Consider the following 15,131-nt stretch of genomic DNA (forward strand, 5'->3'; position numbering starts at 1 on the left):
ACCATGTCAAATGATATTCGGGTTCGATACGCACCGAGTCCAACTGGACATTTACATATAGGTAATGCTCGTACAGCCCTATTTAATTATCTTTTTGCAAGAAGCCAAGGCGGTAAATTTATTATCCGTATTGAGGATACTGACCAAAAACGTAATATTGCCGGTGGTGAAGAAAGCCAGCTCAAGTATTTAAAGTGGCTTGGAATGAACTGGGATGAGAGTGTGGATATCGGCGGTGAATATGGCCCGTATCGCCAGTCTGAAAGGAACGACATCTATTCAGTCTACTATAATGAACTGCTTGAAAAGGAATTAGCCTATAAGTGTTATTGCACCGAGGAAGAACTGGAAGCTGACAGGGAGGCGCAAATTGCCCGAGGTGAAATGCCGCGTTATTCCGGCAAGTGCCGCCACTTAACAGACGAGGGCCGTGAAAAGCTAGAAAGTGAAGGCAGGAAGCCAAGCATTCGGTTTAAGGTACAGCCAGGTAGAGTCTATTCATGGAATGATATCGTAAAAGATGAAGTTTCCTTTGAAGCTGATGGAATTGGCGACTTTGTCATTGTAAAAAAGGATGGAATCCCAACCTACAACTTTGCAGTGGCACTTGATGACCACTTGATGGAGATCTCTCATGTATTGCGCGGAGATGATCATATTTCCAATACGCCAAAACAGCTGATGGTTTATGAAGCATTTAATTGGGAGCCTCCTGTATTTGGACATATGACTCTTATTGTAAACGAAAGCCGCAAAAAACTGAGCAAGCGTGATGAAAGTATTATTCAATTCATTGAGCAATATGAAGAGCTCGGCTATCTGCCAGAAGCGCTTTTCAACTTTATTACTATGCTTGGATGGTCTCCAAAAGGGGAAGAAGAGATCTTCTCAAAAGAGGAATTTATTGAAATTTTTGATGCAAGCCGCTTATCCAAGTCACCGGCGCTATTTGATAAACAAAAATTAATGTGGATGAATAATCAATACATGAAGAAGCTTGATCTGGACAAAGTGGTTGAGCTTTCATTGCCGCATCTTGTAAAAGCAGGACGTGTAGACAAGGATCTTTCCCCTGCTGATATGGAATGGGTTAGAAATCTTATTGCTTTATATCAAGAACAAATGAGCTATGGCGCAGAAATTGTTGAGCTGTCTGAGTTGTTTTTTAAAGAAGACATCGAATACAATGAAGAAGCGAAAGAAATAATAAGTGAAGAGCAAGTGCCTGAGGTGCTCAAAGCTTTCTTGGAAGAAGTGGAAGCTCTTGACGTTTTTGAAGCTGCAGAAATTAAAGCGGCTATTAAAAATGTTCAAAAAAGCACCGGCATCAAAGGGAAAAAATTGTTTATGCCGATCCGTGTAGCGGTTACGGGACAGGCACATGGACCAGAGTTGCCAAATTCCATTGAGTTATTGGGAAAAGCCAAAATAAAGAAGCGCATTGAAAACATTATTGGTTAACATTTGAGGGAAATTGTAATATAGTATCTTTATAAATAATAAATAAAGACAATTTTCTATATAAGAAAGTGTTGATAAGGAAAAGTAATAAAGCTATGCCTTTTTAGAGAAAACCACCACCGGCTGAAAGTGGTTTAGGCCCCTTGCTTTATGAAGTGCCCCTTTGAGTCTTAGTCCGAACAAAAGCAGTATCAGTAGGATTGAGCGGCTGCCACCCGTTAAAATGGAAGAGTTGGAATACACGGCTTCTTGTTGTGTGTTCAAACAGAGTGGAACCGCGCAGGAAAAAGCGTCTCTGTCTATACAGAGACGCTTTTTCTATTTTTTTCTCTGTTAAAGTTCAATATGGATATGGCTCTAGAGGAGATTAGAGCGGAATTCAACCGGCAAGTTGAACAGAACTATTTAAAGGCCATTCCTGTAAGACTTGTCTGTCTTTAGTGTAGCTTAGGCTGTATTCGCATAGATTGTTGTTTTTCGCAAACGTGTTAAATCAATATCGAGTGAGCCATCGTGGCATCTTTTCTTCTTAGTCCTTTAGTTTACAGGCGCTTAGCCTTGTGTATCCTAGATTTAATTTACACACGCAGCTTCAAAGTTTACGAAAAGAGCCTTAGCGTAAGATGCAAAAACGCAGCCTATTTATGAGAAAGGAGCGGCGGAGATGTTTAAACGGATAAAGGAAGATATCGAGGTTGTGTTTGACCAAGACCCGGCTGCCAGAAGTTATTTCGAAGTTATTCTAACGTATTCAGGCTTACACGCTATTTGGGCACACCGCATTGCTCATGCTTTCTACAAAAAAAAGTTTTTCTTCATTGCCCGGTCTATCTCTCAGATAAGCAGATTCTTCACCGGCATTGAGATTCATCCGGGAGCCAAAATTGGCAGGCGGTTTTTTATAGACCACGGGATGGGAATAGTCATAGGAGAGACCTGCGAAATCGGGGATAATGTAACAGTTTTTCAAGGAGTCACCCTTGGAGGAACAGGAAAAGAAAAAGGAAAACGCCATCCTACTATTGAAAACAATGCATTAATTGCCACCGGTGCCAAAGTATTGGGATCCATTACAGTTGGGGAAAATTCAAAAATAGGAGCGGGATCAGTCGTTCTTAAAGAAGTGCCCCCCAATTCAACGGTAGTGGGAATTCCAGGTCGTGTAGTCATTCAGGATGGTGTTCGAATAAATAGGGACTTAAATCATAGTGATCTTCCGGATCCTGTCTCAGATCGCTGTGTTGATATAGAGAACCAGATTAACATGTTAAAGGCAGAAATAGAGCTGCTGAAAAAGGAAGGGGCTAAAAAGCAATATGACCATACAAATATATAACACAATGTCACGTAAAAAAGAGCCATTCATCCCGCTTGAAGAGGGAAAAGTAAAGATGTATGTATGCGGTCCTACTGTATATAATTATATTCATATAGGGAATGCACGTCCCGCAATTGTTTTTGATACGGTTCGTCGTTACTTGGAATATCGGGGATTTGATGTCAACTATATTTCCAATTTTACCGACGTCGATGATAAGCTGATTCGTGCAGCAAGAGAGTTGGGCGAGGATGTGCCTACAATTGCTGATAGGTTCATTGATGCTTATTTTGAGGATGTTACAGCATTAGGCTGCGAAAGAGCGGATGTACATCCAAGGGTAACAGAAAGTATGGATATCATTATCGAATTTATCGAGAAGCTGATTGAAAAAGGATATGCCTATGAATCAGCCGGGGATGTTTATTATCGCACAAGGAGTTTTGAAGAGTACGGCAAGCTTTCTCACCAATCCATTGATGAACTGAAGTCAGGGGCAAGAATTGAAGTCGGTGAAAAAAAGGAAGATGCATTGGACTTCGTATTATGGAAAGCCACCAAACCAGGTGAAATATATTGGGAAAGCCCATGGGGGCAAGGAAGACCAGGATGGCATATAGAATGCTCAGCCATGGCACGAAAATACCTTGGAAATACAATAGATATTCATGCTGGCGGACAGGATTTAGCTTTTCCGCACCATGAGAATGAAATAGCTCAATCAGAGGCATTGACAGGAGAACCCTTTGCACGTTATTGGATGCATAATGGGTATATAAATATTGATAATGAAAAAATGTCCAAATCCCTTGGGAACTTTGTATTAGTACATGATATTATCAAGCATCATGACCCACAGGTACTGAGATTTTTTATGCTTTCTGTCCATTATCGCCATCCAATTAACTACAATGAAGAATTGTTGGAGAATGCAGGAGCTGGTTTAGAAAGGCTAAAAACTTCTTATGATAACTTAAAGCACCGGAAACAAGCCAGTACCAGCCTTACGGATAATGATCAGGAGTGGCTGGAAACCATTAAAGGGATCCAAGCAGATTTCGTAAAGGAAATGGACGACGATTTCAATACAGCGAATGGCATCGCAGTATTATTTGAGCTTTCAAAGCAGGCAAACCTGTACTTGCGTGAAAAGAACACCTCCGTACATGTGATTGATGCATTCCTAAATGGCTTTGAAGAATTATTCGGAGCCTTAGGGTTAAAGCTTGGTGGAGAAGAGCTTCTGGACAGCGAAGTGGAAGAACTGATTGAAAAAAGGAACACAGCGAGAAAGGAACGCAATTTTCAGCTGGCCGATGAAATTCGCGATCAATTAAAGGAAATGAACATTATTTTAGAGGACACACCGCAGGGTATTAGATGGAGACGTGGATAGAATATGGTAAACAAAAGTAATGCAGATTTAAAACAGATTAACAGCCTTGCGATTGCTTATATGGGTGATGCAGTGTACGAACAATTTATTCGGCATCACCTTCTTTTAACCGGCAAAACAAAACCTAATGATCTCCATAGGATTGCAACACGGTATGTCTCTGCAAAGGCCCAGGCTGCTATTTTGAAGGTTTTTTTCGATAGAAACCTTTTGACAGAGGAAGAGCTTTCCGTTGTCCGAAGGGGAAGAAATGCAAAGTCAGGGAGTATTCCAAAGAATACAGATGTACAAACATACCGCTACAGCACTGCATTTGAAGCGCTGTTTGGCCATCTTTACTTGCAGGAAGAGCATGAGAGGCTAAAGGAATTAGTAGAAGTGGCTATTAATATTGTTGAAAACAAGAAAGGAGGAGACCCCGTATGAATCAGGAGCAGGACTTAATTGCAGGAAGAAACCCTGTTTTAGAAGCGTTAAGATCAGAGAGGGAAATCAATAAAATTTGGATAGCAGAAGGATCTCAGAAAGGGCAAATGCAGCAGGTAATCCATCTTGCAAAGGAAGCACGCATACTTGTGCAGTTTGTTCCAAAGCAAAAAATTGACCAAATGACAAATGAGGTTCACCAGGGGGTAGTCGCACAAGTAGCGGCATACGAATATGCAGACCTGGATGATCTTTTTGAAAATGCCCAAAAGAAAAATGAAACGCCCTTTTTCTTAATATTGGACGAGCTGGAAGATCCCCATAATTTAGGGTCGATTCTCAGAACGGCTGATGCAGCAGGAGTCCATGGCATTATCATTCCTAAAAGAAGGGCAGTAGGCTTAACCGCCACTGTAGCAAAGGCTTCGACAGGAGCAATCGAACATGTGCCTGTAGCCCGTGTAACCAATTTGACGAGGACGATCGCAGAGCTTAAAGAGCGTGGTATTTGGATTTTCGGTACAGATGCAAAAGGAAGCGAAGATTATCGCAAGATGGATGCATCCATGCCTTTAGCCATTGTAATTGGCAGTGAAGGAAAGGGAATGAGCAGATTGATAAGGGATAATTGTGATTTTCTTGTCCATTTACCGATGGTAGGGCATGTAACCTCATTGAATGCATCGGTTGCAGCCAGCCTATTAATTTATGAGGTTTACCGCAAACGTTCTCCTATAGGTGAATAACGATGAATGTCCTTCTAGTTGATGGGTATAACATCATTGGGGCATGGCCGGAGCTTAGGAAGCTCAAGCAAACGAATCTTAGTGCAGCACGTGACCGTTTGATAGAAATTATGGCTGAATATCAGGGATACACAGGTTATAAAGTAATTATTGTGTTTGATGCCCATTTTGTAAAAGGGATTCAAAAGAAATACAATCACTATAAAGTAGAGGTCATTTTTACAAAAGAAAACGAATCTGCGGATGAATTAATTGAAAAGATGGCCATCGAAATGAATAATTTAAAAACCCAAATTCATGTTGCCACTTCCGATTATACGGAGCAGTGGCAAATATTTGGCCAGGGGGCATTGAGAATTTCTGCCAGAGAATTATTGACAGAAGTTGGATCTGTGGACAGCAGTATAGAAAAAGATTTAAAGAAATCCCGGGATTATAAGCCGGCATCTAGAATCCCTTTGAGTAAGGAAGTAGCGGAAATGTTCGAAAAATTGCGGAGGGGTAAGCTGTGAGCTATTGACGCTTGAAAATTCAGTACTGTATAATATTTCTATCTATTGCTTTGTACGGGCGGAGGGATGAATTGTGACACCAAGTGTTGAAATCCTGGAACACGAAGAATATGCAATGCTGGAAGATGAAAATATTATTGAGCTGGTTCATTGCGGTGAAAGTGAAGCACTTGATTATTTGATTCAAAAATACCGGAATTTTGTCCGGGCCAAAGCACGTTCTTATTTTCTTATCGGTGCCGACAGGGAGGATATTGTCCAGGAAGGCATGATTGGTCTTTATAAAGCAATTCGGGATTACAAAGAGGACAAGCTTACCTCCTTTAAAGCTTTTGCAGAGCTTTGTATTACAAGACAGATTATTACGGCTATTAAGACTGCCACCCGCCAAAAACATATTCCGCTGAACTCCTATATCTCATTAGATAAGCCTATTTATGATGAAGAATCGGACCGGACTCTCATGGATGTTCTAACTGGTGCGAAAATATTGAATCCAGAAGAACTTATTATTAACAGAGAGAAATATGTCAATATAGAGGGGAAGATAACTGAGCTATTAAGCGATTTAGAAAGAAAAGTATTGGCGTTATACTTGGACGGACAATCCTATCAGGAAATTTCTGAAGAACTGAACAGGCATGTGAAGTCGATAGACAATGCTCTTCAACGTGTAAAAAGGAAGCTCGAACGTTATTTAGAGGTGCGAGAAATAAGCATGTAATAAACCTTTTATTGACAAACCCTGATTTTGCATGGTACTTTTTTAAGAAGAAACCGTAGTGAAAAGAGGTTTCTTAACAGGTCCATATACCTAAGAGGTTTATATATAGATAGCGGGTGTTATCCATGCAAAAAAAGATTGTACTGGCTTGTTCTCAATGTGGAACACGCAATTATTCCACGGCAGCTACTAAGCAATCTCAAACAGTCAGACTTGAAATGAATAAGTTTTGTAAACGTTGCAACGCGCACAGCATTCATCGAGAGACCAAGTAAGGCATCATAACTTATTTTTCAAATTTTTTGGGGGTTAAAACCATGTCCATAACGAAGTTCTTCCGTAATGTTACATCAGAAATGAGGAAGGTTAGTTGGCCAAAACGGAAAGAGCTGACCAGTTATTCGGTAACGGTAATTGTAACGGTTGTCTTTTTAGGTGTTTTCTTCTTTCTAGTTGACTTAGGCTTATCTTCTCTAGTACGATGGTTTTTAGATTTAAAACAATAGAATTTCAATCTTTATCTTGAATAACAACTATTCATGCATGGTATAATGTAAGTAATAACATTTATCTCGAGCCCGGTTAACGGGTTTTTTCATTTGCATTAAAAAAATTAAGCTCTGTTAAAGATAACTGTTTGTCAGCTGAAGGGTTTTTAGCCTATAGAATGCTGGCCATTCAACATTAGCTTGAAAGAATAATTTAGTAATATATTTCTATTACGTACGGGGAGGGACGGACATTTAGGTCCTCAAAAATGGAAAAGAATTGGTATGTAGTTCATACGTATTCAGGTTATGAAAACAAAGTAAAAGCGAATCTTGAAAAACGTGTGGAATCAATGGGTATGCAGGATAAAATCTTCCGTGTGGTTGTGCCGGAAGAAGAAGAAACAGATATTAAAAACGGTAAAAAGAAAGTAACAAAGCGCAAGGTGTTCCCTGGTTATGTGCTAGTGGAAATCATCATGACAGACGATTCATGGTACGTAGTGCGAAATACACCTGGGGTAACAGGCTTTGTAGGTTCTTCTGGATCTGGATCTAAACCAACTCCATTGCTGCCTGAAGAAGTAGTCGTTATTCTTAAGCATATGGGCATGGATGAAAAACGCATCGATGTTAAGTTTGAATTGGGGGAAACGGTTACCGTAAAAGAAGGGCCGTTTGCTAACTTTACCGGGAAAATTGAAGAGATTGATAAAGACAAGGGAAGAGCGAAGGTTATGGTTAGCATGTTCGGCCGTGAAACCCCGGTTGACCTTGTTTTTGATCAAATTGATAAAATATAATTTGAAAGAACTTGAAATCTTGAAATAGAAATGGTAATATTCTTTAAGTCAGTATGTTCTTCTGAACAGGCACTGAACAATTATAATTTATCTTTTTAAATAAAAGATTCTTTTACATGATGAGTGGGAGGGGCGATCCCCTATTACCACATCACGGACTTAAGGAGGTGTGTCTCGTGGCTAAAAAAGTAGTGAAAATTGTTAAATTGCAAATTCCTGCAGGTAAAGCAAATCCTGCTCCACCGGTAGGTCCTGCATTAGGTCAAGCTGGTGTTAACATTATGGGATTCTGTAAAGAATTTAACGCTCGTACAGCAGACCAAGCTGGATTGATTATTCCTGTTGAAATTACGGTTTTTGAAGACCGTTCATTTACATTCATCACAAAAACTCCACCTGCTGCAGTTTTACTTAAAAAAGCAGCTGGTATCGAGTCAGGTTCTGGTGAACCGAACCGTAACAAAGTTGCGACTGTTAAGCGTGACAAAGTACGTGAAATCGCTGAGTCAAAAATGCCTGACCTTAACGCTGCAAGCGTAGAAGCAGCTATGCGTATGGTTGAAGGTACTGCACGCAGCATGGGTATTGTAATCGAAGATTAATCCATGCATTAACAATTGGTTCTGTCCGACGGGGTTGCGATGCTGAAACTCTTCACTCGCAACCTTTATTCGTGGGAGGATATTCCGTTAAAACCACATTCGAGGAGGAAATTTAATTATGGCTAAAAAAGGCAAAAAGTATGCAGAAGCTGTTAAGCTTGTAGATCGTGCAAAAGCTTACTCAGTTACAGAAGCAGTAGAACTAGTGAAAGAAACTAGCTACGCAAAATTTGATGCAACTGTTGAAGTTGCTTTCCGTCTTGGTATCGATGTTAAGAAAGCTGACCAACAAATTCGCGGTGCGGTAGTTCTTCCAAACGGAACTGGTAAAACTCAACGTGTATTAGTATTCGCTAAAGGCGAAAAAGCAAAAGAAGCAGAAGCTGCAGGCGCTGACTTTGTTGGCGATACTGATTATATTAATAAAATCAGCCAAGGCTGGTTTGATTTCGATGTTATCGTGGCAACTCCAGATATGATGGGTGAAGTTGGTAAACTAGGTCGTACACTTGGACCAAAAGGTTTAATGCCAAACCCTAAAACTGGTACTGTTACATTTGATGTAACGAAAGCTGTTAACGAAATCAAAGCCGGTAAAGTTGAATACCGTGCTGACAAAGCTGGTATTATCCACGCTCCTATCGGAAAAGTATCTTTTGATGCTGAAAAGCTAGTTGAAAACTTCTCTACTATTTATGAAACTCTTCTTAAAGTTAAACCATCTGCAGCAAAAGGAACTTACATGAAAAATGTTTCTGTAACTTCTACAATGGGACCTGGCGTTAAAGTTGACCCATCTTCTTTCGCTGTAAAATAATTATTATTGACTTATTAAGTCAATTGAATTATAGTAAATGATGTTGTTATAAATTAAACATTTGTACCGTAGACAGCAGGTGCTTATCTGATAAGCTTAATATCCAGCCGAGGTAATGCGATATATTACAGCCGATTGGGCTGTTTGCATTAAACCTCCATGCTGTAGCGCTTTGGAGGTTTTTGTTTTTCGGTATAAATGTTCATCGAATCCACAGGAGGTGTAAAGATGAGCAGTGCAGTTGATCAAAAGAAACAAATAGTAGAAGAAATCGCTGGTAAATTTAAAGCGAGTGTTTCTACTATCGTAGTTGACTACCGCGGCTTGAACGTTGCTGAAGTAACTGAACTTCGTAAACAACTTCGCGAAGCAGGTGTTGAATTTAAAGTTTACAAAAACACAATGACACGCCGTGCAGCGGAAGCTGCTGATTTAGCTGGCTTAAACGAAGCGTTGGTTGGACCGAATGCGATTGCATTCAGTACTGAAGACGTAGTTTCTCCAGCAAAAGTGTTAAACGACTTTGCTAAAAAGCACGAAGCACTTGAAATCAAAGCAGGTGTAATTGAAGGTAATGTAGCGACTGTTGAAGAAATTAAAGCTCTTGCTGAACTTCCTTCACGCGAAGGTTTACTTTCTATGTTGCTTAGCGTACTTCAAGCACCAATCCGTAACCTTGCTCTTGCTACTAAAGCAGTTGCTGAGCAAAAAGAAGAACAAGGCGCGTAAGTTTTTTGAGGATTTAACCATACAAAATTCTTTATATAATGAAAATCTAGGAGGATATTAAAATGACTAAAGAACAAATCATTGAAGCTGTCAAAGAAATGACAGTTCTTGAATTAAACGATCTTGTTAAAGCTATCGAAGAAGAGTTTGGCGTAACTGCTGCTGCTCCAGTTGCTATGGTAGGCGGAGCTGCTGGTGGCGAAGCTGCTGCAGAAAAAACTGAATTTGATGTAGTACTTGCTAACGCTGGTGCACAAAAAATCAAAGTTATCAAAGTTGTTCGTGAAGTAACTGGCCTAGGTCTTAAAGAAGCGAAAGAACTTGTTGATAACGCTCCAAAAGCGCTTAAAGAAGGCGTTTCTAAAGAAGAAGCTGAAGAAATCAAAGCTAAGCTTGAAGAAGTTGGAGCTGGCGTAGAAGTTAAGTAATTTTTCTTCTAGTGGATGAAGAAGCTCGCTGTTTATAGCGAGCTTTTTTTGTCTAAAAATAAATACTGGTATGTTTGTCATTCTGCGACGGGATACGCCAGCAGAGCTATGGGAATGATAAATTTTATTCTCTGTTGATTTTGGCTCATTTGTGCAAAACGTCCGTTCTACCCGAATGAGCCAAAAAATGTGATGAATCAACGGATATATGGCAAACTCAAAAATGAAATCTATAGCTGCGAAGGCAGAAAAAGGAGTGTTGGCATGCCTGATCATTATTATTCGCGGAACCCAGGTGTTGAAAGCAAACCAATCTTTTGGGATTTTACTTTAAGAGACAACACATTTCATTTCAAAACAGACCAGGGCGTTTTTTCTAAGAATGAAGTAGATTATGGTTCAAGACTTCTTGTGGAATCTGTTGAACTGCCAAATGTTGCTGGGCCGCTCTTGGATGTAGGATGTGGTTATGGTCCTGTTGGTTTGTCTTTGGCAAAATCTTTTTCGAAAAGATTGGTCCATATGGTAGATGTGAACCTTCGCGCTCTTGAGCTTGCTTCAGAAAACGCAAAGCATAACGGGATAGAGAATGTTAACATTTATGAGAGCGACAGGCTTCATTCGGTTGCTGAAGAAAATTTTGCTCTTATTGTGACGAATCCGCCAATCCGTGCAGGAAAACAGATTGTTCATGATATTCTCACGCAAAGCTTTCAGCATCTTGCTCCAAGCGGAGAGCTCTGGGTGGTTATTCAAAAGAAACAAGGTGCTCCATCAGCTAAAGCTAAGTTAGAAGAATTATTTGAAGATGTGGATATTGTGAAAAAAGATAAAGGCTATTTTATAATTAGGGCAAAAAAACATTGACGGGTATTTCGTTATGTGATAGCATTATAAAATGCCAATATCATATTTTCACTATTTATATTTAATTGATGTATGTCAAGTATAAATTTTGGTTAATATGGAAAATACTTATAAAATAATAGCACGTTATGCAGGAAATGTGGTTTTTAATAGAAAAACCCTTTTTCTTTTTGTCTTACAGCAGGGTGGTTGTCCTGTTGTAAGATGTGAATAGATGCAACTAAAACGCTTGATTTGAGGGGTGAATCAGTTGACAGGTCAACTAGTTCAGTATGGACGACACCGCCAACGCAGAAGTTTTGCGCGTATTAGCGAAGTTTTAGAATTACCAAATCTTATCGAAATTCAAACATCATCTTATCAATGGTTTCTAGATGAAGGTTTGAGAGAAATGTTCCAAGATATCTCCCCGATTGAGGATTTTGCCGGGAATTTATCATTGGAATTTATCGATTATAGTCTTGGTGAACCAAAATACTCTGTAGAAGAGTGTAAAGAGCGTGATGTTACATATTCTGCTCCTCTTCGCGTAAAGGTGCGTCTCGTTAATAAAGAGACAGGTGAAGTGAAAGATCAGGATGTATTTATGGGTGATTTCCCGTTGATGACAGAAACAGGAACGTTCGTTATTAACGGTGCGGAACGTGTTATTGTATCACAGCTCGTACGTTCACCTAGCGTTTACTTTAATGGAAAAGTAGATAAAAACGGTAAAAGAGGTTTTGCTGCAACAGTTATTCCTAACCGTGGGGCTTGGCTCGAATACGAAACAGATGCAAAAGATGTTGTATATGTTCGTATTGATAGAACAAGAAAGCTACCCGTTACGGTTCTTTTGCGTGCGCTTGGGTTTGGCTCTGATCAGGAAATCATCGATTTGATTGGTGATAATGAGTACATTCGCAACACGCTTGAAAAGGACAATACGGAAAGTACCGAAAAGGCGCTTTTAGAAATATATGAGCGTCTTCGCCCGGGAGAACCGCCTACAGTAGAAAATGCTAAGAGCTTGCTTGTTTCACGTTTCTTTGATCCAAAGCGTTATGACTTAGCCAATGTAGGTCGTTATAAAATTAACAAAAAGCTTCATCTAAAAAACCGTTTGTTTGGACAGCGTCTTGCTGAAACACTTGCTGATGCTGAAACAGGTGAAGTTATTGCTGAAAAAGGCACTACCCTTGACCGCAGAACATTGGATAAAATTTTGCCGAACCTGGAAAATGGTACTGGTTTCAAAGTGTTTTCCCAAGTTGGCGGAGTGGTTGAAGACGACATCGTACTGCAATCCATCAAAATTTATGCTCCAATCGATGATGGTGAAAAAGAAATCAGCATTATTGGAAATGCAAATGTAGAAGAGGCTATTAAAAACATTACGCCTGCAGACATTATTTCATCCATCAGCTACTTCTTTAATCTCCTTCACGGAGTAGGCAATACCGATGATATTGATCATTTGGGCAATAGACGTCTGCGTTCAGTAGGGGAATTGCTTCAAAACCAATTCCGTATCGGTTTGTCCAGGATGGAACGGGTTGTTCGTGAAAGAATGTCTATTCAGGATATTAATACAATTACACCTCAGCAGCTTATTAACATCCGCCCGGTAATTGCAGCAATTAAGGAATTCTTCGGAAGCTCCCAGTTATCGCAATTTATGGATCAAACGAATCCGCTTGCTGAATTAACACATAAACGCAGATTATCTGCATTAGGACCTGGCGGTTTGACTCGTGAGCGTGCCGGCTTCGAAGTACGTGACGTTCACTATTCTCACTATGGCCGTATGTGTCCGATTGAAACACCTGAGGGTCCAAACATCGGGCTTATCAACTCGCTATCTACTTTTGCGAAAGTAAATCGGTTTGGCTTTATTGAAACACCATACCGCCGTGTTGATCCTGAGACTGGAAAAGTAACTGGACGCATTGACTATTTAACAGCAGACGAAGAAGACAACTATGTTGTTGCACAAGCAAATGCCCGTCTTGCTGAAGATGGCTCATTTATTGACGATGAAGTATACGCACGTTTCCGCGGTGAAAACACTGTTGTAAAACATGACCGTGTTGACTATATGGATGTATCTCCTAAACAGGTAGTTTCGGCTGCGACAGCTTGTATTCCTTTCTTGGAAAACGATGACTCCAACCGTGCCCTGATGGGAGCGAACATGCAGCGTCAAGCTGTTCCGCTTATGCAGCCTGAAGCTCCAATTGTCGGAACCGGAATGGAATATGTTTCAGCGAAAGACTCTGGTGCTGCGGTTATTTGTAAGCATGACGGGATTGTTGAACATGTTGAAGCCAGAGAAGTCTGGGTTCGCCGTATACAAGAAGTTGATGGCCAGGAAGTGCAGGGAGACCTCGATAAATACAGGTTCCAAAAATTCATTCGTTCCAACCAGGGAACTTGCTACAACCAGCGTCCAATTGTAAGTGTCGGCAACCGTGTAACAAAAGGAGAAATCCTTGGTGACGGTCCATCCATGGAAAAAGGTGAGCTTGCTTTAGGGCGAAATGTTATGGTTGCCTTCATGACATGGGATGGCTATAACTACGAGGATGCCATTATCATGAGTGAAAGACTCGTTAAAGACGATGTCTATACTTCTATTCATATTGAAGAGTATGAGTCAGAAGCGCGCGATACTAAGCTTGGACCAGAAGAAATGACACGTGATATTCCGAATGTCGGTGAGGATGCGCTTCGCAACCTTGATGAACGTGGAATTATCCGTGTAGGGGCAGAAGTTAATGACGGTGACCTTCTTGTTGGTAAAGTAACGCCAAAAGGTGTGACAGAACTGACTGCTGAAGAACGTCTATTGCATGCAATATTCGGTGAAAAAGCACGTGAGGTTCGTGATACATCCCTTCGTGTGCCTCATGGCGGCGGCGGCATTGTCCTAGATGTGAAAGTCTTTAACCGTGAGGATGGAGATGAACTTCCACCAGGTGTGAACCAGCTTGTTCGTGTATATATCGTTCAAAAACGTAAAATTCACCAAGGTGATAAAATGGCTGGACGTCACGGTAACAAAGGGGTTATCTCTCGGATTCTTCCGGAAGAAGATATGCCTTACTTACCTGATGGAACACCTGTTGATATCATGTTAAACCCTCTGGGTGTACCTTCTCGTATGAACATCGGTCAGGTACTTGAATTACACTTAGGAATGGCAGCAAGATATTTAGGCATCCATATTGCTACTCCGGTATTTGACGGTGCGAGGGAAGAAGATGTATGGTCTACCATTGAAGAGGCAGGAATGGCACGTGATGCTAAAACGGTTCTTTATGATGGACGTACAGGTGAGCCATTCGATAACCGTGTATCTGTCGGAATTATGTACATGATTAAGCTTGCCCACATGGTTGATGACAAACTTCATGCTCGTTCTACGGGTCCTTATTCTCTAGTTACTCAGCAGCCTCTTGGCGGTAAAGCCCAGTTCGGCGGTCAGCGCTTTGGGGAAATGGAAGTTTGGGCACTGGAAGCATACGGTGCAGCTTATACATTACAGGAAATCTTAACTGTTAAATCCGATGACGTAGTGGGACGTGTGAAAACATACGAAGCGATTGTTAAAGGTGAAAATGTTCCTGAACCAGGGGTTCCTGAATCATTCAAGGTATTAATTAAGGAACTTCAAAGTTTGGGTCTGGATGTTAAGATCCTTTCAAGTGATGATCAAGAGATTGAAATGCGTGATCTTGAAGATGAAGAAGATCTGAATCAAGCTGACACGTTAAATATAGCTCCGGAATCAAAAGAAGAAACAGAAACTGTAGCAACTAAAGAATAAAGCTTT

16 protein-coding genes and 2 other annotated features are annotated in these 15,131 nt (G+C 40.5%); all 16 genes read left to right on the forward strand.

What is annotated here, in order from left to right:
- The first annotated feature begins 3 nt into the window (after window positions 1-3).
- Entirely contained in the window at window positions 4-1,461 is a 1,458-nt protein-coding gene (gltX, locus tag A5N88_RS16305; RefSeq protein WP_066267909.1) for a glutamate--tRNA ligase, read from the forward strand.
- 62 nt (window positions 1,462-1,523) lie between these two features.
- Window positions 1,524-1,761 (forward strand) — a binding site (T-box leader).
- 364 nt (window positions 1,762-2,125) lie between these two features.
- Entirely contained in the window at window positions 2,126-2,797 is a 672-nt protein-coding gene (gene cysE / locus A5N88_RS16310) for a serine O-acetyltransferase (protein ID WP_066267912.1), read from the forward strand.
- Entirely contained in the window at window positions 2,778-4,175 is a 1,398-nt protein-coding gene (gene cysS / locus A5N88_RS16315) for a cysteine--tRNA ligase (RefSeq protein WP_066267914.1), read from the forward strand. Before cysE ends, cysS begins: the two co-directional genes overlap by 20 nt.
- A 3-nt stretch (window positions 4,176-4,178) precedes the next feature.
- A complete protein-coding gene (locus A5N88_RS16320) occupies window positions 4,179-4,601 on the forward strand; it encodes a Mini-ribonuclease 3 (protein WP_066267915.1) in 423 nt (140 codons plus the stop codon).
- Window positions 4,598-5,347, forward strand: coding sequence for a 23S rRNA (guanosine(2251)-2'-O)-methyltransferase RlmB (gene rlmB / locus A5N88_RS16325; protein ID WP_066267917.1), 750 nt, complete (start codon window positions 4,598-4,600; stop codon window positions 5,345-5,347). The genes A5N88_RS16320 and rlmB overlap by 4 nt, the downstream gene beginning before the upstream one ends.
- A gap of 2 nt (window positions 5,348-5,349) precedes the next feature.
- On the forward strand, window positions 5,350-5,859 hold the full coding sequence (locus A5N88_RS16330; RefSeq protein WP_066267918.1) for an NYN domain-containing protein: 510 nt from the start codon (window positions 5,350-5,352) through the stop codon (window positions 5,857-5,859).
- Between the two features lie 73 nt (window positions 5,860-5,932).
- Window positions 5,933-6,583 (forward strand): RNA polymerase sporulation sigma factor SigH, encoded by a 651-nt coding sequence (sigH, locus tag A5N88_RS16335; protein WP_260525566.1) that lies wholly within the window; start codon window positions 5,933-5,935, stop codon window positions 6,581-6,583.
- 125 nt (window positions 6,584-6,708) lie between these two features.
- Window positions 6,709-6,858: a 50S ribosomal protein L33 gene (rpmG, locus tag A5N88_RS24445; RefSeq protein WP_083953177.1), complete on the forward strand. Its 150-nt coding sequence runs from the start codon at window positions 6,709-6,711 to the stop codon at window positions 6,856-6,858.
- A 42-nt stretch (window positions 6,859-6,900) separates the two neighbouring features.
- Window positions 6,901-7,089, forward strand: coding sequence for a preprotein translocase subunit SecE (secE, locus tag A5N88_RS16340; protein ID WP_066267922.1), 189 nt, complete (start codon window positions 6,901-6,903; stop codon window positions 7,087-7,089).
- Window positions 7,090-7,340: 251 nt separating this feature from the next.
- Complete coding sequence (nusG, locus tag A5N88_RS16345) at window positions 7,341-7,874, forward strand: transcription termination/antitermination protein NusG (RefSeq protein WP_066267926.1); 534 nt, start codon at window positions 7,341-7,343, stop codon at window positions 7,872-7,874.
- Window positions 7,875-8,050: 176 nt separating this feature from the next.
- The gene (gene rplK, locus A5N88_RS16350; protein WP_066267928.1) at window positions 8,051-8,476 is read left to right on the forward strand and encodes a 50S ribosomal protein L11; all 426 of its coding nucleotides are present in this window, start codon (window positions 8,051-8,053) and stop codon (window positions 8,474-8,476) included.
- Window positions 8,477-8,594: 118 nt separating this feature from the next.
- Window positions 8,595-9,293, forward strand: a complete 699-nt coding sequence (gene rplA, locus A5N88_RS16355; protein WP_066267930.1) for a 50S ribosomal protein L1 — start codon at window positions 8,595-8,597, stop codon at window positions 9,291-9,293.
- Window positions 9,294-9,341: 48 nt separating this feature from the next.
- Window positions 9,342-9,487, forward strand: a sequence feature (ribosomal protein L10 leader region).
- 34 nt (window positions 9,488-9,521) lie between these two features.
- A complete protein-coding gene (rplJ, locus tag A5N88_RS16360; RefSeq protein ID WP_066267932.1) occupies window positions 9,522-10,022 on the forward strand; it encodes a 50S ribosomal protein L10 in 501 nt (166 codons plus the stop codon).
- Window positions 10,023-10,084: 62 nt separating this feature from the next.
- Window positions 10,085-10,450 (forward strand): 50S ribosomal protein L7/L12, encoded by a 366-nt coding sequence (gene rplL, locus A5N88_RS16365; RefSeq protein ID WP_066267934.1) that lies wholly within the window; start codon window positions 10,085-10,087, stop codon window positions 10,448-10,450.
- A gap of 264 nt (window positions 10,451-10,714) precedes the next feature.
- Entirely contained in the window at window positions 10,715-11,317 is a 603-nt protein-coding gene (locus A5N88_RS16370) for a class I SAM-dependent methyltransferase (RefSeq protein WP_066267935.1), read from the forward strand.
- Between the two features lie 250 nt (window positions 11,318-11,567).
- A complete protein-coding gene (gene rpoB, locus A5N88_RS16375; RefSeq protein ID WP_066267936.1) occupies window positions 11,568-15,125 on the forward strand; it encodes a DNA-directed RNA polymerase subunit beta in 3,558 nt (1,185 codons plus the stop codon).
- Window positions 15,126-15,131 lie beyond the last annotated feature (6 nt).

It is taken from the genome of Heyndrickxia acidicola, assembly GCF_001636425.1.
Taxonomy (GTDB): domain Bacteria; phylum Bacillota; class Bacilli; order Bacillales; family Bacillaceae_C; genus Bacillus_AE; species Bacillus_AE acidicola.